Below are 24,373 nucleotides of genomic sequence, written 5' to 3'. Positions count from 1 at the left end.
ATCCGCAGGATGGTCGAGGGTTGGCAAATAGGCTGCCCCCGCATCTCATTCCTGTGCTTGTCACAGGAATCCACTGCGCGCGCCCCAAGTCTTTCGGCCCGGGAAGCTCCCGCTAGCGTAATATCAGTCATTCACCGCGCGGACGCGCCATGGCTGGATCCCTGCGACAAGTGCAGGGATGAGGCGGGGCCACGGCTAACCCTCAGATCGGCGGGATCGATCCGAGCGGAATGAAGCCGCCGACCGTGGCGTTGCCACGCGCCACCACGAGATCCACGGAAACTTTGTCGCCGCCGCCGGCCAGCGCCTTGAGCAACTTGGCGGCTGTGTCGACCGTCTTGGCGATGTCAGGGAAGGTCTGCTTGATGCTGTCGCGCCAGGGGCCAAGCTGCTCGATCTCCAGCTTGAACTTGCCTGACAGATAGCCCTCCTCGTCGAAGGAGAAGGGGCCGCTCAGGGTCATGACCTTGCCGTCACCGATGTCGGCTACGACCTTGCGCAGTTCGCCACTGGCGCCGAAGAGCCCTCTCTGGTCGCTGCCGTCGATCATGCCGGCCTTGCCGGCAAGCGTCACGTCGGCACTCGCCGAAAGCTTGGGGAAGGCAGACCAATCCTTGATGGCGGCATTGGAATCCGTCACGGAGATCGCGCCGTCAAGATCGCCGCCGTTCTGGCGGAGATGGATTTCGGTGTGGGCGGCGTCGAAGTCGATCGTCTGGCCCGTTTGGGAGGAGACGGCGGTTCCCTTGAGCCCGTCGATGACCATCGACGAGCGGTCGATACCCTTCAGCTTGGTGATCAGGCTGGATTGCAGGCTCGCCCATTCGGCATTGAGCGACAGGCCATGGGCGCTGCGGATCTCGGCGGGTGAATCGAGCTCCCACACGATATGGCCGGGAGCGTAGACCTGCGCTGCGGAGCGCAACTGGCCGAAGCTTGCCGATACGCCGTTGACGGTATCGTCGACATCGACCTTCGAGCAGAACAGGCCGATCCGGAATGGATAGCCGCGGAAATCGATATCTGTGCACTCGCCACTGACGCCTGCAGTATTGCCGGGTGCGATTGCCCTCAGCACGGTGTTCTTCAACTGGGACGCGGCATAGAACCAAGCACCCGTATAAAGCACGATCACCAAGACGATACCGCCGCCGAGCATCCAGAATTTTCTGCCGCTGCGGGATGGGCTTGACGCTGCCATGATGTTCTCCAATGGTGTGCCGCGAGTGGGAATGTCGGTCTGGCGTGCGATATGGACGAATTTTGGGTATTTGGCTACGGATCACTGATGTGGAATCCGGGCTTCGCGTTTTTGGAGCGTTCTCAGGCTCTTGTCTATGGCTATAGGCGTTCGCTCTGCGTGCATTCCTGGGTGCATCGCGGCACGCAGCGGGATCCGGGCTTGGTGCTCGGCCTTGATCGTGGTGGTTCCTGCCGTGGAATGGCCTTCCGGATCGCGCCGGAGCAGTGGGACGAAACGATCGACTATCTCAGGGAGCGCGAGCTCGTAACCAACGTCTACCTCGAACGCTGCCTGCCGTTGCAGCTGGCGGACGGCAGGGCAAGCAAGGCGATCGCCTATGTCGTCGATCGCAGCCATACGCAATATGCCGGCGGGCTCGATGCGATCGCGGCGGCGCGGGTTGTCCACGGTGCGCAAGGCCAGTCAGGACCAAACGACGCCTACGTCTTCAACACGCTGGCGCATTTGCAGGAGATGGGCATTCGCGATCACTGGCTGGAGCAGGTGGTCGGCGAAGTGGAACGGCTGAGAAAGGCGGCCTGAGGTCAAGCCGTCGCGGCATTGACCTTCTGCAATTCCGCAAGCCGGCGAGTGGCCGTCGGCGGAAGCGGCAGGTTCGGATTGCGCTCGACGGTATCGACCAGTAGTTCATCGCTCGCCTTCTCGGTCACCTCAATCAGATGCGCAAAGAAGGCATCGGGATCCATGCCGGGCAGGATCGGCGGCAGTATCCGGACCTTGAAGTGGCCGGGATAGCGCATCGTGCTGCGTCGCGGCCAGAAGAGGCCGGGATGCATGGCGACCGGCACGACCGGTAGCTGCAGGTCACGGTACATGCGAGCGATGCCGTATTTGTAGAGCGGCTCGGCGCCCGGCGGGCGGCGCGTGCCTTCGGGGTAGATAATCAGCTGCCGGCCGCTTGCCAATTCTTCCTTGGTGCGCCTCAACGCCTCGACCATGACCTTGCCGCGTGCGCCGCGGTTGATCGGGATCATCCGCTGCTTCTTGGCATACCAGCCAAAGAGCGGGATCCACATCAGCTCGCGCTTCAGGATATAGACCGGGTCTTTCAGCCAAGGCAGCAGGGCGTAGGTATCCCAAAAAGACTGATGCTTCGGTGCCAGGATATAGCCACCATCAGGCAGGTTCTCCATGCCCTCGATCTCGAAGGTCGTACCGACGATCTTCTCCATCAACCAGTGGCTCGACAGCGCCCAGTTCTTCGGTATGCGGTAGGCGTCCTGGCGCCGCGCGACAAAATAGTAGGGCGACAGCACGATCATGCGAACGATGAGGTTGACGTAGAAGATCGTGTTGAAGAGAACGGAACGCAGGGCGATCATAAACTTTCCCAAGGCCAATGTCCGCAAAAGGCGGTTGCGCCCTCCTACACGATATTGGCCGTCAGAAAAAGGTTTCCCTCGGCTTTAGCCGGAGACGCCGGCCGAACGCAGCCCTGCATGACGGCCGAGACCCGTCAGATTGCGCGCGGCGGCAAAGAGCACTTTCGCATATTCGGCAAGCATGACCCGCACAGCGTTGGGATCGGTGAACCAGTTGCTGGTCTTCAGATCCGTGTTCACAACAGGATAGGGAATGAACTGGGTTTCGGAGTCAACATAAGCGAGCTCCGCCAGGCTGCGCGGCATATGATAGTTATTGGTGACGACGAGGACGCTCTTGTAGCCGCGCTGATGGATCCAGTTCGATGCTTCCTGGGCGTTGCCGATCGTGTCGAGCGCATCGTAGCCGATGTCGACGCAGCAGGAGAAAAGCTCCGGCGACGCCTGGGTCATCTTGCGGATCTGCTTCGGCGTGGTTGCCGGATGCACGCCTGAAATCAGCAGGCGCTTGCCGGCACCTTTCTGAAGTAGCTCGACGGCTTGGTCGATGCGCTGGTAGCCTCCTGTCAAAACGACGATCGCATCCGCGCGCGGATCGAGCGGAGGCTTCAAGGTCGTAACGGAATCGGCAAAGCGAAGGAAGCCGCCAAAAATCAGCGCGACAATGAGCACAAAGGCAACGCCGCCCCAGCGCAGCATTCGACGCACCGGACCGCGCACAGGTCGCCCGTCGGAGCGAGCAAGCTCCGTTCCAGGGCGAATCGGGGTGCGCGAAAAGTTGCCCATGCTCATGAATCAGAAAAATATATGCAGATTGCGGCGGCGAACAGACGCTTTCAAGGCAAAAAAGGCATGTAAAGCTCAATTCACGAGCCCATCGGCGCGTGTCGGATCGGAACGCAGCGTGTCGATCTCGTAAATGGTTCGCATTACCGTCAGCCGGGCCGTGAAGGTCGTCAGCAGGGCAATGACGATCATGGTGGCAAAGATGCCGGCATAGCCAAGCGCACCGACCGAAAACGTGCCGAAGAGAGCGGTTGCCTGGTCCGTCTGCGGGGTGGCCAGCGTGTGGCTCTGCAGGAAGCCGGCGGTCATGAAGAAGAGCGCGGCAAGGGCGCTGCCGACCGCTGATCCCTTGAGGCTGATCTTCAGAAAATGCTTCTGGAACTCTGTTGCGACAAACGAGCTTTCCGCGCCGACGAAGTGAAGCACCTCGACGATGTGGCGATTGCCGGACAGGGCGCCACGGGTCGCGAAAACGACGGTCAGCACCATCGCCGAAAAGACCAGCAGCAGGATGCCGGTGCCGATCATGACGGTGGTGTGGGCCATCGAAACCAGCCGGTCGACCCAGGTGCGGTGGTCGTCGAGCGAAGCCTGCGGGATGCTTTCCTTGAGCAGCGAGCGCATTGCCTCGAAATCGGGCGGGTTGTTCTCATCGATGGTGATGATCACGAGCCGTGGAACAGGCAGTTCCTTGATGTCAAGCCCGGTGCCGAGCCAGGGTTCGAGCAGACGGGCCGTTGCCGCTTCGTCGACGATCTGGCCGTCCTTTGTCCCGACAAAGGTGAGCGCGAGATCTCGCGCCTGTGTCAGCGTCTTGTCCATGTCCAGACCCTCGTCGGGCCTGATCTGGATGGTGATCTCGCGGGAAATCTGGCTCTCCCAGCTTGCCGCCGTGGAGCGGACCATGCTGACGCCGCCGAGTGTCAGACAGGCGAGGAAGGCCATGATGGCAATGACCACAATCAGCGCGTTGCCCTGGATATTGGCGGAAGGCAGAATCGGCGCCGTCGGGCGCACCTTCATCTCCGGCCGCTTCTGGCTTCGGGGAGCGGCCTCTGCCGGCGGTTTGGGGGCAGCTTCAGTCATGGATTTCGAGATGCCCTTCCGAGAGAATCATGCGGCGGGCTTCCACTTGGTCCATCAGCGCCAGATCGTGGGTCGCGATGACAACCGCCGTGCCGAGACGGTTGAGTTCGAGGAAGAGATTGAGCAGACGGCGGGCCATCGGCGGATCGACGTTCGCGGTCGGCTCGTCGGCCAGAAGGATCTCGGGACGGTCGATCAGGGCGCGCGCGATCGCGGCGCGCTGCTTTTCGCCACCTGACAGAACCGGCGGCAAGACGTTGATGCGCTCGCCAAGACCAACCCACTTCAGAAGCTCAAGCACATCGGTCTTGTAGGAGCTTTCGTCCTTGCCGCGAACACGCAGCGGCAGCGCCACGTTCTCGTAGGTGGTCAAATGGTCAAGCAGACGGAATTCCTGGAAGATGATGCCGACACGGCGCCGCAGCAGTGGCAGCTCGGGGCGCGGAATATCGGAAATGTCGCGCCCAAACATGCGGATCAGTCCACGGGTCGGTTGCAGCGAAAGGAACAGCAGCCGCAGCAGCGTGGTCTTGCCGGCGCCCGAAGGCCCCGTCAGGAACTGAAACGATTTTTTCGGAATGTCGAACGTCAGGTCCCGGAGAATTTCCGGCCCCATCCCATAGCGCAAACCGACATTTTCGAAGTGGATCAACGGCAGATCAGTCTTTTGTTTGTTCACCGCACGACTTGTTAACCAACACCATTAACAACCAGTAAATTTTACCGGAAAGACGCCGCTTTGATGGCGATCTTTGCGAAGCATTAACCATTAAAATTTACGACTGAGCAGGATTCGTTTCAATGCCGGATTTCCGTCCGGCCTGAAACCATGTGGACACCGGAAAAGGCCGTCATCATGACCTCCTCCTCGTTCAGACGCCAGGCGCCCGGTCACGCCTATGATTTTCTGCCGCCCGAACCGACCAAGCGTGAGGCCCGCCGAACTCGCCCGGCCGATGTTGCCGATGCCGAATTCGTTGTGCTTGCGAACGGTCGTACCCGGGGCTTTGTTGCCCCCAGCTTCAATGACAATCGCCAGCGTGCTTCGCAGTCGTCGAGCACATCGGCACTCATTCGGATGGGCGAAGCCTGGTTGCAGCAGGCATCCGTCAAGACCTTTGCCGCGCTCGTACTTGCGCTTTCGGTGCTGGTATTCGGCCTCTTCGGAGGGTTCTCCGGTCTCTCGCAAAGCGAGGCTGGATCAACGGATTCGCCGCTGCATTTCTCGCACGTCACCATGACGCCCCGTGATGCGAACGGAATGCGGGTATTGCTCATGAATGGCATAATCGACAATCAGAGCGGCACGACGCAGGTCGTGCGCCCCATCCGCGCCGACTTTTTTGCCGGCGAGCAGCTGACGGCAAGCATCGTTATCAACCCGCCTGCGGATGTCATCTACGGTGGCCAGAGCCGCGGGTTTTCAACGAGAGTCCAGTACGCGGGTGGAAAAATGCCGGAAGTCCGGCTTTCGTTCATGCCGTAAGGGGTGTTTCGTCCCGCTGTTTGTGGTAACGGCTTGTGCTCTATTCATGGAGAAAGCCTTCTTATGCCCGTCGTGCGCGGAAAAAATATCGAGCCACTCTTCACCGCTGAGCAGATTGCGGAACGCAACCATGCCATGGCGAAGCAGATTGCAGCGGGACCCACGAAGGATCTGCTGGTCATTGCCGTCTTGAAGGGCTCGTTCATCTTCGCCGCCGACCTCATCCGCGCGCTGCATGACAGCGGTTTGGCGCCCGAAGTCGAGTTCATCACGCTGTCGAGCTACGGCACCGGCACAGTTTCGCAAGGCGTTCGAATCGTCAAGGATATCGACAGCGACGTGAAGGATCGCGACGTTCTTCTGATCGACGATATTCTGGAATCCGGCCGCACGCTGCTGTTTGCCAAGGAACTGCTCTATGAGCGCGGCGCACGCCACGTCACCATTGCCGTGCTCCTCGACAAGAGCGTGAAGCGCAAGGAAAAGCTGGAAGCAGAATGGATGTCGCCTATGCCTTCCGCGAGCTTCCATTTGTCGGCGTCGTCACTGGCGACGCCTGAATGTGCCGTGATAAGACGGGTTGTTAACCATCCCGTCCATCCCTTGGCGCCGTTTACCGATCGCAAAGGAAAGTCGTGTGATTTCCGTTGCGGGGCATGAAACGGAGTGATGCACACCATGGCAAAAATTCTGATTACGGAAGACGAGGACTCCCTGCGTTCTTTCGTAGCCCGCGCTTTGCGTCTTGACGGTCATGAGACCGAAGAAGCCGCCGACGGTGCGGAAGGACTGGAAAAACTCAGAGACGGCGTCTACGACCTGCTGCTCTCGGATATCCGCATGCCCGTTATGGACGGCATCGAACTGGCGCACCAGGCAAAATCGGCCTTCCCGGCGCTGAAAATCCTGCTGATGACCGGCTATGCGGAACAGCGCGAACGCGCTGACGACCTGGCGGAAAAGATCGTCGATGTCGTCTCGAAGCCCTTTGCCTTGCCCGATATCCGCAAGGCAGTTGCGCGTGCATTGGCCGCCTGAGCGCGTCACGATCTTTCAGGTTCGCTTGCGGCGCTTTCGCGCGGTTGTCTTGGCCAGCCATGTCCTTATCCCGAAAACGGGTCCCATTTTCGGTTGCGAGGGCGGTCATTTCGTGCGCCCTTGCTCCCATATCCTCTCGTCATCCTGCGCTTGACCCTCGGTGGGAGGATCGAGCTGATCGAGAAGTTGAATCCGGGCTGGCGGGACTTGCATCTTGAGCTGCGGCGAGGGGTGTTTGCGTCCTCGGGTCAAGCCACCGGCAAACCACTGCCTATTGCTCTCGGATCGAAACCCGGGAGTTGCGTCAGGCACTGCCTCGGCTGTTCAGTTCTCGTCCCGAATGAACTTGCCTTCGTAGCGCACGCGGAAATTGCGTCGCTGGAAATCCTGCTGAAAGCACACGAAGATCAGTTCGATATCGGCCAGGCTGTCGCGCTTGTGGAGCAGGCTGAGGGTCACGACAATGACGCCGGCATAGCCGCGCGTCAGCCTGAACGCCGCATTGCGGATGGCATTGGCTTCGGCATCCTGCCGATCATCACGCCGCTCGTAGATCACCCAGAAGCGACAAATGTCCCATGTCGAACGAAGGATCTCCGTGATCTCCGCCTGGAACTGTTCGGCGTGCATGCCCGGGGACCAGGAGAGAGTTCGCTCGCCTTCGTCAGCTACGACGTTGAGGTAGCCATCGTATTCGCCGGTTCGGGAGAGGGCATTCTCGATCAACTCAAATGCTGCGTTTTCACCGATTACCGTCTTGAAGAGAATTGCCATCGAATCGCTATCGTTATTCACTTGCAGCGTGACACTACGAAGCTTTCGCCAGGCAGGGCTAGCCTCGGCGATAAATTTGGAGCTTGGCGTCTACGATGTCATGCGTCTGGTTATGCCATCGTCTCGCTGGATGGGAGGCGATGGCATGATCGGCAAGGTTCCAGCCGTCGCGGCTTCTCAATAGTCGGGGCAAGCCGGATTTATGGTCGTTCCACTGTTCCCGCCCTGCGTCTGCAGCGTGCCAGGAACCGGCCGCGGCGGGCAATTGACTGGTCGCCGTGCTCTGGAGCCGTTGGACGAAATGCTCCCCGTCGTCTCCATGCTATAGGGAGCCGGTCGGTAGGCATTCGATCCGCGCCAGCTTCGGCTCGATTCGTAGCCGTCGGCAGCCATGGTCCTGCCGCCGCTGTTGGTCGTGGCGAAACCACCGATATCCATTGCGCTTACTGTGCTTGCAGCCATGCCGAATCCAAGCGCGATAGCTGCGATCAGCTTCAAATCCGTTTTCATGGAAATACCCTCGGCTCGTGCCCAAACGACGCGCGATCTCGCGTCACAGTAGACATAGGCGTCGGGGGCGTGGAGGCAGCGAATCTCACGCTATTGTGACCTGAATCGGCACAGTTGGGTTACTGGATGTCCAACAGCCGTTCCAGGTAGCGCCGTTCGATTTCCTGCGGTGGGTTGTTGCCGAGCTTTTCGCGAATGGCATCCAGGATCTCGCGGGCGCGCTGCACATCGATTTCGTCAGGCACCTTCACCTGATCGCCGAAATCAGGTCCTTCGGCGCGGCGTGGACGGCCAAGCGGGTCGCGGCCGTTCTGGTTGCCTTGCCCGACCTGACCCTGGGGACCCTGTCCCTGTTGGCCCTGCATTGCCTGCATCATCTGGTTCATCATGTCGCGCGCACCCTGGCGCAGCGCTTCCAGTGCACGTCCCTGGCCTTGGATCGCAGGTTCACCGTGGCCCTGACCGAGCTCGCGGCCGGCGCCTTCCATTTCGCGCTGGGCCTGACCGAAGCCCGGACCGGGCTTGATGCCCATGTCGCCAAGACCCTTCTGCAACTCGCCGAGCTGCTTGCCGAGTTCGTCCTGGCGCGAACGCAACTGCTTTAGGGCCTCGCGCAGCTGCTCGGCCGTCATCTGGTCGGAAGGCGACTGCCCCTGCTGGCTTTGGCCCTGCTGGTTTTGGCCTTGCTGGTTCGGGTCCTGACTCTGGCCCTGCTGATCTTGCTGCATGCCGTCATTGTCCATCGGCGTGTCGTCGAGCAACGGATCGTTCATGCCCATGTTGGGATCGCCGCGCTGCATGCGGTCCTTCAGCTGCTGGTCCAGTTTGAACGTTTCTTCCATCAGTTTCTGCTGGTCACGCAGGATCTGGCCGAGCTTGTCCATTTGCTGGCGCATCTGGCTGTTGTCCTGGCCTTGCTGCCCCTGCTGCGGCCTGCCGGCCTGCAGGTTGTTCATCATTCGCTGCAGCTCGGAGAGCATCTGCTGGGCAGCGTCCCGATTGCCCGAGCGTGCGAGATTCTCGATCTGGTCCATCATCCGCTCCAGGTCCTGCTGGCGAATGATGTTCTGGGCGTTCTGGTTTGGCTGCATCGGCGCATTCTGCATGCGCTGGGCAAGCTCCTTCATATATTCCTGCATCGCCTTGCGCAGCTCGTCCATGAGCTTCTTGATCTCGGGATCAGGTGCATTGCGCTGCAGGGCATCGGCCAGGTTCTGCTGGGCATTGCGCAGGTTGCGCTCGGCCTGCGAAAGATCGCCGTCCTCCATGCCGACCGCGATATCCCAAAGGTAATCGGCGGTGTCCTTCATCGCTTCGTCGCCCTTGGTGAGCTTCATGCGTGTCAACGCGGATTGCAGCAGCAGGTAATTGGTCAGGCTCGGGATCGTCTCTTCCGGGCGGAGCGTCAGTGCTTCGTTCAGCGCGATCGCTTCCGGCATCTTCCGGGTATCGAGCGAGAAGACCTGCCGTTCCTCGGCCACGGCCGCGGCGAGAGGCTCGTTGAACGGGCGGGCGGGCAGCGTCATCTCGTGCGGCGGGCTGCGACCGGTCTGGCCGGCGGCGTCCTTGGCAACAAGGGTGATGCGGACCCGCTTACCCGAGAGTGGGTGCTCGGTAAGGTTCTTGCTGGTCACGCTTTTTGCGTCGCGCGAATTGCGGCGGGGGATATCCAGGCGAAAGTCGGGCAACGGGTAGAGCGGCGTTGCGGTCGGCTCGGCGTCGACAGGAACAATCTCCGCACGCGCTTCCTGTACGCCGTAGTCGTCCTTGACAGTGAAGCCGACTTCGAGCGCACCGTTGACCGTCGGCTTCGGCATGCCATTGAAGGCGATCTCGGGCGCCTTGTCAGGAATAACCTCAAAACTCCACGTGCGGCCGTTGACCTCGAGCTCGCCGTTTTCCTCGAGCTTCATCAGATGCGTAGCGGCCGACAGAGCAGGGAGTGCAGCCGTGCCTTCAGTCTGCGTCGCCGCTGGAGGCGCGGGCTGCTTGGCCGCCTCCTGAGGCGCGATGTTCTGTGCCTCGCCGTTCTCATGCCGGAAGACGACCTTCTCGGCGGTCTTGCCGCCGCTGACACGGACCGTAAGGTTCGAGAGTTCGGGAACACGGATCGCCGCCTGCTCGGTGCCGTTTACCGTCAGGTAGATCGGTGCGCGACCGGTATAGGAGGGTGGCGTGACCCAGGCATCGATGCGCACTGCAGGATCGGTGGTTTGCGGTGCCGGCCGCGGCAGCAGCGCGTCGGTGATCGAGCCGCCGTTCATCGATAGTGAATAGGCGAAACCCATCACCACAAGCAGGGCCGGGATGGCACGCAGCGCCATTCTGTCGTGGGAGGCGATGTCGGGACGCGGAAAGCCGGTATCAAGTGCCGCAATCTTCTCCGCCATACGCGTCTGGTGTTCGCGCCAGAGGGCGCGCGCGAAGGGCGTGTCGGTGGCGGGCTCGTCTTCCTGAACGGCCACCGGCTGGTGCTGCAGGCCGTTGCGCTGTTCGAGCAACCGGTCGGCAGCGGCCGTGTCGGGCCAGTGCAGCCGGCGCAGGGGAAGAAGCGTTGCGAGAGAGGCAACCGCGCAAAGGATCAGCAGCGCCACGCGGACCCAGTCGGGCGCGTAGCGAAAGACACCGAACCACGACGCTGCCAGATAGAGAGCCACAACCGACAGGATCGGCAGGAACAGGGGCAGCATCTGCTCGGACAGCAGGACCAGGCGCGCCAGAAAGCGCTTCGCCGCAACCAGCCGAGCCAAGGACGGCCTCAGGGCAAATGCACCGCGTTTCTCGCTGCTGGAGCTCTTATTCAATCCGGTCTCCGCGAGCTGGCGTTCGAGGGCAGAGTGCACTTCCGGCGATCGCCGGGGGAATTCGCTCCCTGTCAAAGATAACATTCTTTGTGGCGAAGGCGAGGGCAAGCGCCGGCCAATGCCGGTTTTTCACGGCTCTTCGCCAAAAAGTGATGCCATCACCGAGAGCGTGATCAGCCCAGCCAGGTCGGGACGGAATCGAGACCAATGAGCTCCTCGTAGGTCCCGCGCGGGCGAATCACGTGGAAATCGCTACCCTTGACCAGCACTTCGGGAACCAGAATGCGGCTGTTGTAGGTGCCGGCCTGCACCGCGCCGTAGGCGCCGGCGGAGCTGATAGCGAAAAGATCTCCGGGTTTCGGCATCGCCATTTCGCGGTCGAGCGCCAGAAAATCGCCGGTTTCGCAGACGGGGCCGACAACATCCGCCTTGATGCGCGGCGCGTTTGCTGCGGAGATCACGACGGGGCGGATCTCGTGATGGGCTTCATAGAGGGTCGGGCGTATGAGGTCGTTCATTGCGCCGTCGACGATCACGAAGGTCTTTTCGCCGCCGTCCTTCACGTAGATCACTTCGGTCACCAGGATGCCAGCATTGCCGACGATCAGGCGGCCGGGCTCGGTGACGATCTTGCAGTTCAGTTCGCGCAGCTGGCTCTTGACGATTTCGGCATAGGCTTCCGGATGCGGCGGCGGGTTGTTGTCATCCCGGTAGGGGATACCAAGGCCACCGCCGACATCGACGTGATGGATGTCGTGGCCGTCGGCGCGCAACGTGCTCACCAACTCGCGCAGCAGTTTGAAGGCGTCCTCGAACGGCTGCAGTTCGGTGATCTGACTGCCGATATGCATGTCGATACCGGTCACTTCGATGCCGGGCAGGGTCGCAGCGCGGGCATAGACGGCGCGGGCGCGCTCCCAGGAAATGCCGAACTTGTTTTCCTTCTTGCCGGTCGAGATCTTCGCATGCGTCCTGGCGTCGACATCGGGATTGATGCGGAAGGAGACAGGTGCCCTCTTGCCCGAATTGATGGCGCGCTGGTTAAGGATCTCGAGTTCCGGCTCGGACTCGACATTGAAGCAGTAGATGCCGGCCTCGAGCGCAAAGTCCATTTCGCGCGGTGTCTTGCCAACGCCGGAGAACATGATGCGCGATGCCGGGATGCCGGCGGCGAGCGCGCGGCGCAGCTCTCCTTCGGAGACGACGTCGATGCCGGCGCCAAGATTGCCGAGCGTCTTCAGCACGGCCTGATTGGAATTCGCCTTCATGGCGTAACAGACCATGGCGTCGACATCGTTGAACGCTTCGGCGAACACCCGATAGTGGCGCTCGAGCGTCGCCGTGGAATAGCAGTAGAAAGGTGTGCCGACGGCCTTGGCAATCTCGGGAACGGGAACGTTTTCGGCGTAGAGGACGCCGTCGCGATACTGGAAATGGTTCACGTCAGTTGCCTCTTAGAGAAGCGGATCGAGGATGAAGGGTCTATCCGCGGTGCCTGGCTGCGGCGTCGGCTTCGACGAGTCGCCGGTCTTCGTTGCGTTCGCGCTCGGCGGATCGAGATCGCCTTTACGCCCGCACCCGGCGACGGCAAGGCCGATCACGGCGAAAACAACCGTCAAGCGGACGATCTGCGGCAAGCTATTCTGCATGGAATTCCTCTTGGAGCGGCACTGGTGGACACCTTCATAGCGAAGTTTGTCCACCTTGTGCACCCTGATTGTTGAGGTCAGTTGCGGGCGCGCCAGTAGGCGATCTGCTTGCGCACTTCCTCAGGTGCCGTGCCGCCAAAGCTCTTGCGGCTTGCAACCGATGCCTCGACCGTCAGCACGTCGTAGACCTTGTCGGTAATGGCCTGATTGATCGCCTGCAGATCGGCAAGCGACAGGTCGGCGAGATCACAACCCTTGCTCTCGGCAAGCGCCACGGCGCGGCCGGTCACGTGATGGGCGTCGCGGAACGGCAGGCCGGCCTCGCGCACCAGCCAGTCGGCAAGGTCGGTTGCAGTCGAGTAGCCGGAACCGGCTGCGGCTTTCATGCGCGCGGTATTGATCGTCAGGTCGCGGACCATGCCCGTCATGGCAGCGATGGCCAGTTCCAGGCTCTCGGCGGCGTCGAAGACCTGCTCCTTGTCTTCCTGCATGTCCTTGGAATAGGCGAGCGGCAGGCCCTTCATGATGGTCAGAAGCGCGATCAGCGAGCCGTTGATGCGGCCGGTCTTGGCGCGCACCAGTTCGGCGGCGTCGGGGTTCTTCTTCTGCGGCATGATCGACGAGCCGGTGGAGAAGGCATCCGACAGGCGCACGAAGCCGAATTGCGGGGTCGACCAGATGACGATCTCTTCGGCCAGACGCGACAGGTGCATGCTGCAGATGGCGGCCAGCGCCAGGAACTCGATGGCGAAATCGCGGTCGGAGACGGTGTCGATCGAGTTGCGGGTCGGTTCGCGGAAGCCGAGCGCCTTGGCGGTCATGTGGCGATCGATCGGATAGCCGGTGCCGGCCAGCGCCGCCGCGCCGATCGGGCTTTCATCGAGATGCTCGATGGCATGGCGTACGCGCGAGCGGTCGCGGCCGAACATTTCGACATAGGCCATGCAGTGATGGCCGAAGGTGACGGGCTGTGCCGTCTGCAAATGCGTGAAGCCCGGCATGACGGTTTCGGCATGCTCTTCGGCGCGGTCGAGGAAGGCGGCGATCAGGTTGGTCAGCAGCTGCTCGGTCTTCTCAAGCTCTTCCTTCACCCAGAGGCGGAAATCGAGCGCGACCTGGTCGTTGCGCGAACGGGCGGTGTGCAGGCGGCCGGCGGCCGGGCCGATCAGCGTCGCGAGCCGTGCCTCGACATTCATGTGAATGTCTTCGAGCTGGCGGGAGAATTCGAAATTGCCGCTTTCGATCTCTGACAGGATCGTGTTTAGCCCCTCGACGATCTTGTCCTTATCATCGGGCTGAATGATGCCCTGGTGGGCGAGCATGGTGGCGTGGGCGATCGAGCCGCGGATGTCTTGTGCAAACAGCTTCTTGTCGAAACCGATCGAGGCATTTATCTCCTCCATGATCGCATCTGGGCCGGAAGCGAAACGTCCGCCCCACATCTGGTTGGAGGATTTGGTGTCCGTGCTGTCGGCCATGAAGATGCCTGCCTTGAAGAACGCGTGTCTCGGAGAACGAAATGACGACAAGAACGCCCCTGCGCCTGCCATCCCTCAAGCTGATAGGGATCGCGGCCGTCGCAGGCATTATTGCCGGTGCGGCAGCGGTTTACATCAGGGAAGCCGGGTCTGGCAATGGCGGGGCGCAAACGGCATCGGGCGAATGCGCGGCGGCAAAGGACGTCGCCGCCAGGATTTCGCCGCTCCTGAAGGGCCAGGTCGCAGCAATGGTTGCCGCCGACGAGCACCGCAAGCTCACCGCCGTCGCCTTCAAGGGCGCCGACGGCAAACCGATGACACTCGACAACTTCGCCGGCAAGACCGTGCTCTTCAATCTCTGGGCGACGTGGTGCGTGCCCTGCCGCGAGGAAATGCCGGCCCTGAACGCGCTGGAGAAGGAGTTGGGCAGCGACAGGTTCCAGGTCGTTCCCGTCAACATCGATACCGGCGACGATGAAAAACCGAAGGCTTTCCTGAGCGAGATCGGCGTTGATGCGCTCAAGCTCTATCGCGACAACACGATCGAGGTGTTCAACAGCCTGAAGAAGCAGGGCCTGGCGTTCGGCCTGCCCGTCACGCTGCTGATCGACGACAAGGGCTGCTTGATCTCTGCCATGAACGGGCCGGCGGCCTGGGATAGCGAAGATGCCAAGGCGCTGATCAAGGGTGCCGTGGGGTCGTGAGCGTCGACAACTTAGAATACTCCCTCGAAAGACGCCACACGACCACCGATATTGAAGGCCCATTGCGGACCTTGCCGTGCGTCGCTAGATTGTGAACGAGACGAAGTCGCGTGCTTGGCGCATAAGTCGAACCCCGACTGAAGGAGACGGCGTCTCCCAAGCTTTTCAAGCTTTAGCTCGCTTCGCTCAGGGGGCAGGCGAGCCCTATCGAACGCAAGTCAGTTTACTGGTGCGACAGAGTAGGAGGCGTAGATGGCAATTTCGCGCAAGCAGGCAGAGCGTTTGCTAACGGCGGACGAATGGCAACTCGTTCAAAAAACCCACCATCCGGCGATGCAGGGCCTGCCGGATGCTGATCTCTCGGACCTCGCCAAGCGAATACGTGAAAGGCGCGATCGTGCGCAAAGCGAGGCGAATAGACAGCGCAGGGAAATGAGAGGCAAGGCGCAACCCAAAGGGGCGGCGCCAGCGCGCAAGGATACGGGCACGAGAGCCAAACTCGAAGTTCTGGCAATGGGCGTGCGTAGTGTAAATGCCGAACAGGCTCGTCGGCGTAGAATGCTCGCTAAAGTTCAGATGGTCGAGAACATGCGAGCCGTGTTGGCGCGAAAGAAAGAAGCGAAAAGCGAGAAAGACGCGTCATTTAACGCACGCCAGGCTCATGCAGGCATGCACTCGATCGAACGTTCAAAGCGCAAAAATCTCATCCGTCCTATGGAGCGAGGTAGATTGCGGAAGGCTGGCGCTGTTTCACAGGCAAAGCGCGACGCCCGTGGCGTATAGGCGTTGATGGTTTTTGCCAGGTCACTTCATCAGCTTATCGATCTGGTGTGAGCGGCCAACCTCAAATAGCAGGAATGGAACCCGACATCTCGTGGATCCGCGATATCAATTGGCGTCTCGGGACCGGCGGTTCGCCGCGATAGTCGTAGAAGCCACGGCCGGACTTGCGGCCGAGCCAGCCGGCCTCGACATATTTCACCAGCAGCCGGCAGGGGCGGTCCTTGGCCTGTCCGTCACGCTGCTGATCGATGACAAGGGCGATCTCCGCCATGAACGGCCCCGCGGCCTGGGACAGCGAGGACGCAGCTGATCAGGGCGCGGTCGGGTCGCAAGAGGCGTCGCGACGCGGTGCAGATCGAATACTCTGCTTCGCTCCAATTTTCTTTCGAGGTCGATCCGTCCGACACCCCCTCCGGAGTGGCATTGCGATTTCCCAGACTTTCACCGGCTGGTGTGAACATAGCCATTGACGGGAAATTAACCTCATATACTATATGTAGTGTTCGAGGTTCTTCAGATTCGCAAGGATCGGAAGCTAAGACGGGAATAAGGTGCGCGACGTCCATGACGGGCCGAGCAATGCCGGAGCTGCCCCCGCAACTGTAAGCGGCGAGTGTTCGTTCGACAAAGCCACTGAAGTCTTTGATTTCGGGAAGGCGAGAATGAGCGCTATGACCTGCAAGCCAGGAGACCTGCCTCGATCAGCAACGTCCACGGGCGGGGTGTCCGGATGGAGAGCGTTGGATTGTGCACGATGCCGCGATCTTCGCTTCCGCTAATGCCCCGCATGAGTCACTTCGGGGTGAAGTCTTATGTCCTTGAGTTTCGATTTGCATCTACGCGAGTGACGGGCATTTAGCGCGCCCGGCAATCGGCAATAGCTGTCTTCATTTTCGAGTTCCTGTCGCACGGACATCGGCGGATGTCCGAACGATCCTTTATGCCTTCCTGATACACGAGGATATATTGATGAGCATTACTGTTTACAGCAAGCCCGCCTGCGTCCAGTGCACCGCGACCACCCGCGCACTCGACCGCCAGGGCATCGATTACACCGTGATCGACGTTTCCACCGATTCTGCGGCCTACGAACTGGTGCAAGGCCTCGGCTATCGCCAGGTGCCCGTGGTCGTCGCCGGTGAGCAGCATTGGGCCGGGTTCCGCCCCGATAAGATCAGCGCGCTGGTGTGACGGAAAGGACGATGGGCGAGATCGTCTATTTTTCCAGTCGGTCGGAAAACACTCATCGCTTCGTAACAAAGCTGGGTTTGCCGGCCCAACGCATCCCGATCGGCGGCGACGCTAACCTTGCGGTTAGCAGTCCTTTCGTCCTGATCGTCCCCACCTATTGCGGCGAATGCGGCAAGGGGGCCGTGCCCAAAGAGGTGATCCGCTTCCTCAACGACGCGGAAAACCGTTCAAACATCCGCGGGGTCATCGCCGCGGGCAACAGCAACTTCGGAGCGACCTTCGGGATCGCCGGCGACATCATCTCTGCCAAGTGCCAGGTGCCGTACCTCTACAGGTTCGAGCTGCTGGGCACGGCGGCGGATGTCGACAACGTCAGACGCGGATTGGAACGATTTTGGACACGCTAACGCTCGATCGACCTCTGAAGGCATCAGAGGCCGCGCTCGACTACCACGCCCTCAATGCCATGCTGAACCTCTATGACGAGGACGGCAAAATCCAGCTCGACAAGGATCGGCTGGCGGCCAAGCAGTATTTCCTGCAGCATGTGAACCAGAACACCGTCTTCTTTCATAACCTCAGGGAAAAGCTCGATTACCTGGTGACCGAGGGTTATTACGAGCAGGACGTTCTCGACCAATATTCGTTCAACTTCGTGCGCGAACTCTTCGACCATGCCTATGCGAAAAAGTTCCGCTTCCCAACCTTCCTCGGGGCTTTCAAGTATTACACCAGCTATACGCTGAAGACCTTCGACGGAAAGCGCTATTTGGAGCGCTACGAGGACCGCATTTGCATGGTTGCCCTGACGCTGGCCTGCGGCAACGAAAACCTCGCCCGTGATATGGTCGATGAGATCATCGCCGGGCGGTTTCAGCCCGCGACGCCGACCTTCCTCAATGCCGGGAAGAAGCAACGCGGCGAACTCGTCTCCTGCTTTCTCTTGCGCGTCGAGGACAACGTGGAGTCGATCGCGCGAGGCATCAATTCGGCGCTTCAGTTGTCGAAGCGCGGCGGGGGTGTTGCACTTGCTCTGACGAACCTGCGGGAAGCAGGTGCTCCGATCAAGCAGATCGAGAATCAGTCTTCCGGCGTCATTCCTGTCATGAAGCTTTTGGAAGATTCATTCTCTTACGCCAACCAACTCGGCGCGCGCCAAGGGGCAGGGGCAGTCTACCTCCATGCGCACCATCCCGACATTATGCGCTTCCTCGACACCAAACGCGAAAATGCCGATGAGAAGGTCCGGATCAAGACGCTGTCGCTCGGTGTCGTCATTCCCGACATTACCTTCGAGCTCGCAAAGAACAACGAGGACATGTACCTCTTCTCGCCCTACGATGTGGAGCGGGTCTATGGCGTGGCTTTCACCGAGATTTCGGTGACGGAAAGGTACCGCGAGATGGTGGCCGACAGCCGTATCCGTAAGAAAAAGATCAAGGCGCGCGACTTCTCCCAGGTGATCGCCGAAATCCAGTTCGAAAGCGGCTATCCCTACATCATGTTCGAAGACACGGTGAACCGCGCCAATCCGGTCGCCGGCCGCATCACGATGAGCAACCTTTGCTCGGAGATCCTGCAGGTGAGCGAGGCGAGCGAGTTCAACAATGATCTCTCCTACAAGCATATGGGCAAGGACATCTCCTGCAACCTCGGCTCGCTCAATATCGCCGCGGCGATGGATTCCACCGACTTCGGCAAGACAATCGAGACTTCGATCCGCGCGCTGACCGCCGTTTCCGACCTGAGCCATATCGCCTCGGTGCCGTCAGTCGAGAAGGGCAATGACGACAGCCATGCGATCGGCCTCGGCCAGATGAACCTGCACGGCTATCTCGCCCGCGAGCGCATCTACTACGGTTCGGACGAAGGCGTCGATTTCACCAATATGTATTTCTACACGGTGACCTACCATGCCATCCGCGCCTCGAACCGGCTGGCGGGGGAGCGTGGCACGAGCTTCAAGGGATTCGAGAACTCGACGTATGCAACCGGCGAATACTTCGACAAATACACGGAGCAGGCCTGGGTCCCGGCAACCGAGCGGATCAAGGAGCTCTTCGAGACAGCCGGCATCGATATTCCGACACAGGAAGACTGGCTTGTGCTGAAGCAGGCGGTAATGACCTTTGGCCTCTATAACCAGAACCTGCAGGCCGTGCCGCCGACCGGTTCGATCTCCTACATCAATCACTCGACCTCCTCGATCCATCCGATCGTTTCGAAGATCGAAATCCGCAAGGAGGGCAAGATCGGCCGCGTCTACTATCCGGCGGCCTTCATGACCAGCCAATGACAATCTCGAATATTACCAGGATGCCTACGAGATCGGGCCGGAGAAGATCATCGACACCTATGCGGCGGCGACCCAGCATGTCGATCAAGGCCTGTCCCTGACGCTGTTCTTCCGTGACACGGCAACCACCCGCGACATCAACCGGGCGCAAATCTACGCCTGGAAGAAGGGCATCAAGACCATCTACTACATCCGCCTGCGCCAGATGGCGTTGTCTGGCACCGAGGTGCAGGGCTGCGTTTCCTGCACACTTTGACTTTACGAGGACGTCCAATGAACATCCAAATCAAGCCCGCAAGTCGCGTGCGCGCCATCAACTGGAACCGTGTCGAGGACGACAAGGACCTCGAAGTCTGGAACCGCCTCACCGGAAACTTCTGGCTGCCGGAAAAGGTGCCGTTGTCGAACGACATTCCGTCCTGGGCAACGTTGAAGCCCGACGAGCAGCAGCTCACCATCCGGGTTTTCACCGGCCTGACGCTTCTCGACACGATCCAGAACGGCGTCGGCTCGGTGAAGTTGATGGCCGATGCCGCGACGCCGCATGAGGAAGCGGTACTCTCCAACATCTCCTTCATGGAGGCAGTCCACGCACGCTCGTACTCGTCGATCTTCTCGACGCTTTGCCTGACGCCTGATGTCGACGACGCCTATCGCTGGTCGGAAGAGAACGCGTTCCTGCAGAAGAAGTCAGAGCTGATCATGAAGGAATACGCCTCCAACGACCCACTGAAGAGGAAGGTTGCCAGCGTCTTTCTCGAAAGTTTCCTGTTCTATTCCGGCTTCTATCTGCCGATGTACTGGTCGAGCCGCGCCAAGCTCACCAACACGGCTGATATGATCCGCCTCATCATCCGCGACGAGGCGGTCCACGGCCACTATATCGGCTACAAGTTCCAGCGCGGTCTGGAGCGGCTGTCCGAGGCGCGTCAGCAGCAGATCAAGGACTTTGCGTTCGAACTGCTGCTCGAACTCTACGACAACGAGGCGAAATATACCGAGGCGCTCTACGATGGCGTCGGGCTCACCGAGGACGTCAAGAAGTTTCTGCACTACAACGCCAACAAGGCGCTGATGAACCTCGGCTACGAGGCGCTCTTCCCGCCGGAAGCCTGCAAGGTCAATCCGGCGATCCTGTCGGCGCTGTCGCCAAACGCCGACGAGAACCACGACTTCTTCTCCGGATCAGGATCCTCCTATGTCATCGGCAAGGCTGTCTCGACCGAAGATGAGGACTGGGACTTTTAGGCGGGGCTATCACTGGAAAAATTCCTGTCTCGATTTTCCGCTCGGGCAGCGGGCGAGGAGGAAAAGCGCGGACTGGTGCGCTGGCTGCGGCCGGACGACCAGATCCCCGGTTCCGGCTCGGAAAAGGAGAAGGCTACAAACCCTCCTGGCAGGTCTAAAGGCAAAAACGAAAGCGCGACAAGCGAATCTGAAAGCGATTCGGAGGGATCGCCTCGCGCTTTAGCGGGTCGGGACCGGCGTTTCGCCGCGATAGTCGTAGAAGCCGCGGCCGGACTTGCGGCCGAGCCAGCCGGCCTCGACATATTTCACCAGCAGCGGGCAGGGGCGGTACTTGGAGTCGGCCAAGCCGTCGTGCAACACCTGCATGATCGACAGGCAGGTGTCGAGACCGATGAAATCGGCCAGCTGCAGCGGCCCCATCGGATGGTTGGCGCCGAGCTTCATGGCGGTGTCGATCGCATCGACGGTGCCGACGCCCTCGTAGAGGGTGTAGATCGCTTCGTTGATCATCGGTAGCAGGATGCGGTTGACGATGAAGGCCGGGAAATCCTCGGCGACCGTCACGGTTTTTTCCAGCGAGGCCACGAATTCCTTGGCGGTGGCGAAGGTGCCCTCTTCCGTGGCGATGCCGCGCACCAGCTCGACCAGCTTCATTACCGGCACCGGGTTCATGAAATGGATGCCCATGAAGTGCTCGGGGCGGTCGGTGGCGGAAGCGAGCCGGGTGATCGACAGCGAGGACGTGTTGGTGGCGAGGATCGCTTCCGGCTTCAGGACTGGACAGACCTGGGCGTAAATCTTTCGCTTGACGCTTTCGTCTTCGGTCGCAGCTTCGATCACGAGATCCGAAGCGGCGAGATCGTTGATGTCGGAGGAGCCGGAAATCAGGGCGAGGGTGGCGGAGCGCTCGTCATCCGTCATCTTGCCGCTCGTCACATGGCGGGCGAGGTTGCCGTTGATGGTGGCGAGACCATGCTGGACGCGTTCGTCGGAGACATCGTAGAGCTGGACCTTATAGCCCGCATCTGCCGAAACCTGTGCGATGCCGCAACCCATCTGGCCCGCGCCGATGATACCAATCGTCTTCAACACCGCATTCATCTCCAAACCCCCGCTCGGCATACGCCCCTGCGCTGCCGCATTTTTCTAACAAAACTGCCGGGCAAATGATCGCCCGGCAGAAGTAGTAGCCCTTAAAAAGATAATTTTCCAGTCATTCGCAAGTGCGGAATGAAGGCATCCGCTCGGTTCAAAGCGCCTTCTGCAATTCCGGCAGGGCCTCGAACAGATCGGCGACGAGACCGTAGTCGGCAACCTGGAAGATCGGGGCCTCTTCGTCCTTGTTGATGGCGACGATGACCTTCGAATCCTTCATGCCGGCGAGGTGCTGGATGGCGCCCGAGATGCCGCAGGCGATGTAGAGATCAGGTGCCACGACCTTGCCGGTCTGGCCGACCTGCCAGTCGTTCGGGGCATAACCGGCATCGACGGCAGCGCGCGAGGCGCCGACGGCGGCACCGAGCTTGTCGGCGACCGGCAGGATGACCTCCCTGAACTTTTCGGCAGAGCCGAGCGCCCGGCCACCGGAGATGATGATCTTCGCCGAGGTCAGTTCCGGACGGTCGGAGGCCGACAGCGCGTCCTTGACAAAGGTCGACAGACCCGGGTTGGCGGCGGCCGCAATGGTTTCGACCGGGGCGGAACCGCCTTCGGCCGCTGCAGCAAACGAGGCGGTGCGCACGGTGATGACGCGCCTGGCGTCGGTCGCCTGTACCGTCTGGATGGCATTACCGGCATAGATCGGCCGCTTGAAGGTATCGGCCGAGACCACCTCGATGATCTCGGAGACCTGGGCGACGTCGAGGAGGGCGGCCACGCGCGGCATGACGTTCTTGCCGGTCGAGGTGGCGGCGGCGATGATCGTGTCGTAGCTGCCGGAAAGCTGGACGATCAGCGCCGCCAGCGGCTCGGCCAGATTGTTGGCAAGGCTTGCATCCTCGGCAACCAGCACCTTGGCAACGCCGGAGAGCTTGGCTGCCTGCTCGGCTGCTGCCTTGGCGCCGGCGCCGGCGACCAGCACGTGCACGTCGCTTGCCTGTTCCTTGGCAATCTTCGATGCCGCCGTCAGCGTCTTGGCGGTCTGGTCGGAAAGGTGGTTGCCGTCGTGATCAGCCAGAAGAAGAATGGCCATGGATATATCTTCCTTTCTCGAACCCTAGAGGACGCCTGCTTCGACTTTAAGCTTTTCGACCAGCTCGGCGACCGACTTGACCTTGACGCCGGCCTTGCGGCCGGACGGCTCCTCGGTCTTCAACACCTTGAGGCGCGGTTCGGTGGAGACGCCGAAATCTGCAGGAGCCTTCTTGTCGAGCGGCTTCTTCTTCGCCTTCATGATGTTCGGCAGCGAGGCGTAGCGCGGCTCGTTCAGACGCAGATCCGTGGTGACGACGGCCGGCAGCTTGATCTCGATCGTCTGCAGGCCGCCATCGACTTCGCGGGTCACCTGAGCCTTGCCCCCAGGACCAGGGACTTCGATCTCGATCTTCGAGGCAAACGTCGCCTGCGCCGTGCCGAGCAGGGCCGCCAGCATCTGGCCGGTCTGGTTCGAGTCGTCATCGATTGCCTGCTTGCCTGTGATGATGAGGCCCGGCTGCTCGGCATCGACGACGCCCTTGAGGATCTTGGCAACCGCAAGCGGCTCTAGCGTCTCGTCGGTCTCGACGAGGATGGCGCGGTCAGCACCCATGGCAAGCGCGGTGCGCAGCGTTTCCTCGGCCTTGGCAGGACCGATCGACACGACGATCACTTCGTCGGCCTTGCCGGCTTCCCTCAGCCGCAGCGCCTCCTCGACCGAGATCTCGTCGAACGGGTTCATCGACATCTTCACGTTCGAAAGCTCGACGCCTGTGCCATCCGGCTTCACGCGGATCTTCACGTTGTAGTCAACCACCCGCTTCACGGGGACGAGAATTTTCATGGGGTCCTTCCTTCAACTCTTTCGCCAAGAAGATGCGCGTTTCGGCGCTGCTCCGATTGTCGAATGGCGACATGGATACGCGTTTTTCCTCCAAACACAACGCTTCCATGACGCAGACAGGCAAATTGATCCCGTGAATATATTACGTTTACGTTCACGTCAATATTGGAACTATTGCTTGCCCCAGGGAAGGCGCGGGCGCAACTGCTGGCCGGGCGCCACGACCATGGTCGGGTTGGGGATGGGCCGGTCCCTGACGGCCTTCGGTGTGACGACTTCTCGATCAAAGAGAGGGACGCCGCGGCGGCGCATCACAAGGACCAGCAGGCCGCCGGCGACGATGCCGCCGACATGCGCTCCCCAGGAAATACTGCCATCGGGTTCGATTAGCAGCATCACGAATTGTTGGCCGATCCAGAGAAGGAGCGGAACGAAGGCCGGCAATGGCAGGGGCACGCGCATCAGCACCAGGACCCAGACCTTCACACGCGGATGCAGCACGACGTAAGCCGTGACCACGCCTGATATCGCGCCGGAGGCGCCCACAAGCGGCGCTTCCGATGTCGTCCCCACCAGGCCGTGGAAGAGCGCACCGGCGGTTGCGCAGAGCAGATAGAAGGCAAGGAAGCGAACATGCCCCATCGCGTCCTCGACATTGTCGCCGAACACCCAAAGGAAGAGCATGTTCGACGCGAGGTGCCATAAGCCGGAATGCACGAACGAATAGGTGATGTAGGTCAGCGGTTCCGGCGTGAAGGCCAGCGCCGGCTCCAGCGTCGCATGGTGAAAGGCGACCGCCGGAATATAGCCCAAGCCAACGATCGTCGCCTGCGACGCAGAAGGGCTGGCGACGACACCGGTGAACAGCCAAACCGCGACATTCAGCGCGATCAGCGCCATCGTCACCCACTGGACCTTGATATGCTTCAGCGTATTGGCATCGTGCAGCGGTATGAACATGAAGCCTGCCCCCGGCG

23 protein-coding genes, 4 pseudogenes and 1 riboswitch are annotated in these 24,373 nt (G+C 60.7%); of the genes and pseudogenes, 11 read left to right on the top strand and 16 right to left on the bottom strand.

What is annotated here, in order from left to right:
• Positions 1 to 202 precede the first annotated feature (202 nt).
• The gene (locus WGT02_RS20260; protein WP_024316190.1) at positions 203 to 1,201 is read right to left on the bottom strand and encodes a DUF2125 domain-containing protein; all 999 of its coding nucleotides are present in this window, start codon (positions 1,199 to 1,201) and stop codon (positions 203 to 205) included.
• Positions 1,202 to 1,252: 51 nt separating this feature from the next.
• Between WGT02_RS20260 and WGT02_RS20255 the strand changes: the two genes are divergently transcribed.
• The gene (locus WGT02_RS20255) at positions 1,253 to 1,786 is read left to right on the top strand and encodes a gamma-glutamylcyclotransferase (protein ID WP_024316191.1); all 534 of its coding nucleotides are present in this window, start codon (positions 1,253 to 1,255) and stop codon (positions 1,784 to 1,786) included.
• A gap of 2 nt (positions 1,787 to 1,788) precedes the next feature.
• On the opposite strand, the gene WGT02_RS20250 is transcribed toward WGT02_RS20255, so the two are convergent.
• From WGT02_RS20250 to ftsE, 4 genes are all read right to left on the bottom strand, one after another.
• Positions 1,789 to 2,586 carry a 1-acyl-sn-glycerol-3-phosphate acyltransferase gene (locus tag WGT02_RS20250; RefSeq protein WP_024316192.1) on the bottom strand — a complete coding sequence of 266 codons (798 nt, stop codon included), beginning with the start codon at positions 2,584 to 2,586 and terminating at the stop codon, positions 1,789 to 1,791.
• A gap of 84 nt (positions 2,587 to 2,670) precedes the next feature.
• Positions 2,671 to 3,378 (bottom strand): YdcF family protein, encoded by a 708-nt coding sequence (locus WGT02_RS20245; protein WP_176703590.1) that lies wholly within the window; start codon positions 3,376 to 3,378, stop codon positions 2,671 to 2,673.
• A gap of 69 nt (positions 3,379 to 3,447) precedes the next feature.
• Positions 3,448 to 4,395 carry a cell division protein FtsX gene (locus tag WGT02_RS20240; RefSeq protein WP_375679395.1) on the bottom strand — a complete coding sequence of 316 codons (948 nt, stop codon included), beginning with the start codon at positions 4,393 to 4,395 and terminating at the stop codon, positions 3,448 to 3,450.
• Positions 4,396 to 4,450: 55 nt separating this feature from the next.
• On the bottom strand, positions 4,451 to 5,110 hold the full coding sequence (ftsE, locus tag WGT02_RS20235; RefSeq protein WP_024316195.1) for a cell division ATP-binding protein FtsE: 660 nt from the start codon (positions 5,108 to 5,110) through the stop codon (positions 4,451 to 4,453).
• A gap of 204 nt (positions 5,111 to 5,314) precedes the next feature.
• On the opposite strand from ftsE, the gene WGT02_RS20230 reads away from it, so the two are divergent.
• The 3 genes and pseudogenes from WGT02_RS20230 to WGT02_RS20220 all read left to right on the top strand — a co-directional run bounded on the left by WGT02_RS20230 (position 5,315) and on the right by WGT02_RS20220 (position 6,982).
• Positions 5,315 to 5,944, top strand: a complete 630-nt coding sequence (locus WGT02_RS20230; protein ID WP_208250549.1) for a hypothetical protein — start codon at positions 5,315 to 5,317, stop codon at positions 5,942 to 5,944.
• A 63-nt stretch (positions 5,945 to 6,007) separates the two neighbouring features.
• Positions 6,008 to 6,504, top strand: a pseudogene (locus WGT02_RS20225) (phosphoribosyltransferase).
• Positions 6,505 to 6,622: 118 nt separating this feature from the next.
• Entirely contained in the window at positions 6,623 to 6,982 is a 360-nt protein-coding gene (locus WGT02_RS20220) for a response regulator (protein ID WP_007789408.1), read from the top strand.
• Between the two features lie 324 nt (positions 6,983 to 7,306).
• Here the strand turns inward: WGT02_RS20220 and WGT02_RS20215 are convergent, their stop codons facing one another.
• The 6 genes from WGT02_RS20215 to argH all read right to left on the bottom strand — a co-directional run bounded on the left by WGT02_RS20215 (position 7,307) and on the right by argH (position 14,197).
• Positions 7,307 to 7,756, bottom strand: coding sequence for a hypothetical protein (locus WGT02_RS20215; RefSeq protein WP_072370129.1), 450 nt, complete (start codon positions 7,754 to 7,756; stop codon positions 7,307 to 7,309).
• A 177-nt stretch (positions 7,757 to 7,933) separates the two neighbouring features.
• Positions 7,934 to 8,266, bottom strand: coding sequence for a hypothetical protein (locus WGT02_RS20210; protein ID WP_024316199.1), 333 nt, complete (start codon positions 8,264 to 8,266; stop codon positions 7,934 to 7,936).
• A 119-nt stretch (positions 8,267 to 8,385) separates the two neighbouring features.
• On the bottom strand, positions 8,386 to 11,016 hold the full coding sequence (locus WGT02_RS20205; RefSeq protein ID WP_208250550.1) for a TIGR02302 family protein: 2,631 nt from the start codon (positions 11,014 to 11,016) through the stop codon (positions 8,386 to 8,388).
• A gap of 227 nt (positions 11,017 to 11,243) precedes the next feature.
• Positions 11,244 to 12,512, bottom strand: coding sequence for a diaminopimelate decarboxylase (gene lysA / locus WGT02_RS20200; RefSeq protein WP_208249585.1), 1,269 nt, complete (start codon positions 12,510 to 12,512; stop codon positions 11,244 to 11,246).
• A 12-nt stretch (positions 12,513 to 12,524) separates the two neighbouring features.
• Complete coding sequence (locus WGT02_RS20195; RefSeq protein WP_208249587.1) at positions 12,525 to 12,719, bottom strand: lipoprotein; 195 nt, start codon at positions 12,717 to 12,719, stop codon at positions 12,525 to 12,527.
• Between the two features lie 77 nt (positions 12,720 to 12,796).
• The gene (gene argH, locus WGT02_RS20190) at positions 12,797 to 14,197 is read right to left on the bottom strand and encodes an argininosuccinate lyase (RefSeq protein WP_208249588.1); all 1,401 of its coding nucleotides are present in this window, start codon (positions 14,195 to 14,197) and stop codon (positions 12,797 to 12,799) included.
• A 41-nt stretch (positions 14,198 to 14,238) separates the two neighbouring features.
• Between argH and WGT02_RS20185 the strand changes: the two genes are divergently transcribed.
• Together WGT02_RS20185 and WGT02_RS20180 are read left to right on the top strand one after the other, a co-directional pair.
• Positions 14,239 to 14,901: a TlpA disulfide reductase family protein gene (locus WGT02_RS20185; RefSeq protein ID WP_208249590.1), complete on the top strand. Its 663-nt coding sequence runs from the start codon at positions 14,239 to 14,241 to the stop codon at positions 14,899 to 14,901.
• Positions 14,902 to 15,153: 252 nt separating this feature from the next.
• On the top strand, positions 15,154 to 15,684 hold the full coding sequence (locus WGT02_RS20180) for a hypothetical protein (protein WP_208249591.1): 531 nt from the start codon (positions 15,154 to 15,156) through the stop codon (positions 15,682 to 15,684).
• A 61-nt stretch (positions 15,685 to 15,745) separates the two neighbouring features.
• Here the strand turns inward: WGT02_RS20180 and WGT02_RS20175 are convergent.
• Positions 15,746 to 15,910: pseudogene (locus tag WGT02_RS20175) on the bottom strand (3-hydroxyacyl-CoA dehydrogenase family protein); the annotation flags it as partial.
• Between WGT02_RS20175 and WGT02_RS20170 the strand changes: the two are divergent.
• The 5 genes and pseudogenes from WGT02_RS20170 to nrdF all read left to right on the top strand — a co-directional run.
• A pseudogene (locus WGT02_RS20170) lies at positions 15,896 to 16,013 on the top strand (TlpA family protein disulfide reductase); the annotation flags it as partial. The pseudogenes WGT02_RS20175 and WGT02_RS20170 sit on opposite strands and share 15 nt — an antisense overlap.
• Before the next feature lie 160 nt (positions 16,014 to 16,173).
• Positions 16,174 to 16,399: riboswitch (cobalamin riboswitch) on the top strand.
• A 254-nt stretch (positions 16,400 to 16,653) separates the two neighbouring features.
• Complete coding sequence (gene nrdH / locus WGT02_RS20165) at positions 16,654 to 16,875, top strand: glutaredoxin-like protein NrdH (RefSeq protein ID WP_024316206.1); 222 nt, start codon at positions 16,654 to 16,656, stop codon at positions 16,873 to 16,875.
• Between the two features lie 11 nt (positions 16,876 to 16,886).
• The gene (gene nrdI / locus WGT02_RS20160; protein ID WP_024316207.1) at positions 16,887 to 17,282 is read left to right on the top strand and encodes a class Ib ribonucleoside-diphosphate reductase assembly flavoprotein NrdI; all 396 of its coding nucleotides are present in this window, start codon (positions 16,887 to 16,889) and stop codon (positions 17,280 to 17,282) included.
• Positions 17,283 to 17,341: 59 nt separating this feature from the next.
• Positions 17,342 to 19,427 (top strand): annotated as a pseudogene (gene nrdE / locus WGT02_RS20155) (class 1b ribonucleoside-diphosphate reductase subunit alpha).
• A 17-nt stretch (positions 19,428 to 19,444) separates the two neighbouring features.
• Complete coding sequence (gene nrdF, locus WGT02_RS20150) at positions 19,445 to 20,419, top strand: class 1b ribonucleoside-diphosphate reductase subunit beta (RefSeq protein WP_208249592.1); 975 nt, start codon at positions 19,445 to 19,447, stop codon at positions 20,417 to 20,419.
• Positions 20,420 to 20,638: 219 nt separating this feature from the next.
• On the opposite strand, the gene WGT02_RS20145 is transcribed toward nrdF, so the two are convergent.
• The 4 genes from WGT02_RS20145 to WGT02_RS20130 form a co-directional block, all read right to left on the bottom strand.
• Entirely contained in the window at positions 20,639 to 21,520 is an 882-nt protein-coding gene (locus WGT02_RS20145) for a 3-hydroxybutyryl-CoA dehydrogenase (RefSeq protein ID WP_024316210.1), read from the bottom strand.
• 148 nt (positions 21,521 to 21,668) lie between these two features.
• Positions 21,669 to 22,610 carry an electron transfer flavoprotein subunit alpha/FixB family protein gene (locus WGT02_RS20140; RefSeq protein ID WP_208249593.1) on the bottom strand — a complete coding sequence of 314 codons (942 nt, stop codon included), beginning with the start codon at positions 22,608 to 22,610 and terminating at the stop codon, positions 21,669 to 21,671.
• A gap of 24 nt (positions 22,611 to 22,634) precedes the next feature.
• Entirely contained in the window at positions 22,635 to 23,396 is a 762-nt protein-coding gene (locus WGT02_RS20135; RefSeq protein ID WP_208249594.1) for an electron transfer flavoprotein subunit beta/FixA family protein, read from the bottom strand.
• 171 nt (positions 23,397 to 23,567) lie between these two features.
• Positions 23,568 to 24,356 (bottom strand): rhomboid family intramembrane serine protease, encoded by a 789-nt coding sequence (locus WGT02_RS20130; RefSeq protein ID WP_024317002.1) that lies wholly within the window; start codon positions 24,354 to 24,356, stop codon positions 23,568 to 23,570.
• Positions 24,357 to 24,373: the final 17 nt, after the last annotated feature.

Origin of the sequence: Rhizobium sp. T1470, assembly GCF_042140505.1 — a bacterium.
In the GTDB taxonomy this organism is placed as follows: Bacteria; Pseudomonadota; Alphaproteobacteria; order Rhizobiales; family Rhizobiaceae; genus Rhizobium; species Rhizobium favelukesii.
The sequence above is the reverse complement of the archived record's forward strand: the minus strand, read 5'-3'. Positions and strand labels throughout refer to the sequence as shown.